The sequence below is a fragment of the Actinoplanes sp. ATCC 53533 genome (assembly GCF_003947245.1).
Genome location: NZ_QHHV01000528.1, coordinates 1 through 1,201, shown reverse-complemented (window position 1 = coordinate 1,201; position 1,201 = coordinate 1). Strand labels below are relative to the sequence as shown.

At 66.4% G+C, this 1,201-nt stretch carries 2 protein-coding genes; both read left to right on the top strand.

The annotated features are described in order from the left end of the window. Positions 1–350 precede the first annotated feature (350 nt). A complete protein-coding gene (locus DMB66_RS59800) occupies positions 351–548 on the top strand; it encodes a DNA-binding protein (RefSeq protein WP_125812694.1) in 198 nt (65 codons plus the stop codon). A gap of 154 nt (positions 549–702) precedes the next feature. Beyond that, complete coding sequence (locus tag DMB66_RS59795) at positions 703–894, top strand: hypothetical protein (RefSeq protein ID WP_125812693.1); 192 nt, start codon at positions 703–705, stop codon at positions 892–894. Positions 895–1,201 lie beyond the last annotated feature (307 nt).

Here is a 1,201-nt window from a genome sequence, read left to right as displayed (position 1 = left end):
GATCGCTTGTCACCGGACACGGCGGGTGCGTCCGACGGAGCGTGCGGGCGCCGCCGCCGCTGTCGTCTGCCAATTGACCTGAGGCACGAGATGCGGGCTGACCTGCGGTGCCTCAACTCCACTGGCAGCGGCCGGGTGCGCGTTCTGACAGTGGAGTTGAGGCAAAACCGCCGCGCTCCCGTGCCAGGCTCCCGCTGGTCACGAGCTTGGGCCCGTGCCGCCGAGCCCTGGTGCCTCAGATCCATCGGCAGTGCCTCGGTTCAACTGGCAGACGACAGCCGCGCTCCGCACGGTGGACGCGACACGATCAGGGGGTTGCATGGGACTAGGTGCTGTATGACTATTGGTGGATGGCTGAGATCGTGCTGCTGGGGATCAGTGAACTGAGGGTCAGATTCGGTGGTGTGAGCCGGCAACGCGCCGACCAGCTGAGTCGTCGCACCGACTTCCCGAAGCCGTGCGCCGAACTGGCGCAGGGCCGGATTTGGCTCGGCGCTGATGTCGAACGGTGGTCTAGCCAGCGCGAGGCCAGGAGACGACAGTGCTGAGGGTGCGCATGGCGTTGCTTCCCGGCGGCGGACGAAGCGCTAAGTCCCTGCTCAGAACTGTCGTCGGTAACTCCGGCGGCCCTACTGTGGACTGGTCGGCCCGGGAGCCGCCAGTTTCGGGCAGTCCGGTTCGCCAGCGGCTATAGCGCCGGCTTTGCCGGGCTGGGTCGGTGGCGATCGGATCATTGCAGAGCGTGGCCTCGCCCAACTTGCCCAGTTGCGGCTGCATCATCTCGCCGAGGTACTGCCTCCGCGAGACGCGGAGCCGCTCGGCGGCCTCATCGGCTTCTCCGCCTTGGCTGCCGCGAACGGGCTGGGCCTGCTCCATCACCGTACCGGCCGCTGACACCGTGGCCGCGACTGTCAACGACGCCGTACAGAACTTTGGTCAGGCCACACAGGCACTGGTCGATCTCCGCGCAGCACTTCTCCGCGCCGGATACCCGCTTTGACGCGCGGCCTTGCCGTCGGCCTCGGAGCACTGCGACCGCGTGCCATCGTGCTCAGCCATGGCGACGGTGACGACGAAAACTGTCATACCTGCACGTCACGATGCAAGTATGGAACAGCCTGAATCGGCGGCATCACCTCGCAGGATCGAGCGGTCTGTCACCGAAGCGCGGATTCAGCTCGCGCAGCTGATTCGAATGGTC

What these genes read in the sequence shown, in the direction of transcription:
- DMB66_RS59800 (WP_125812694.1), top strand. Translation starts at nt 351, where the DNA reads ATGGCTGAGATCGTGCTGCTGGGGATCAGTGAACTGAGGGTCAGATTC.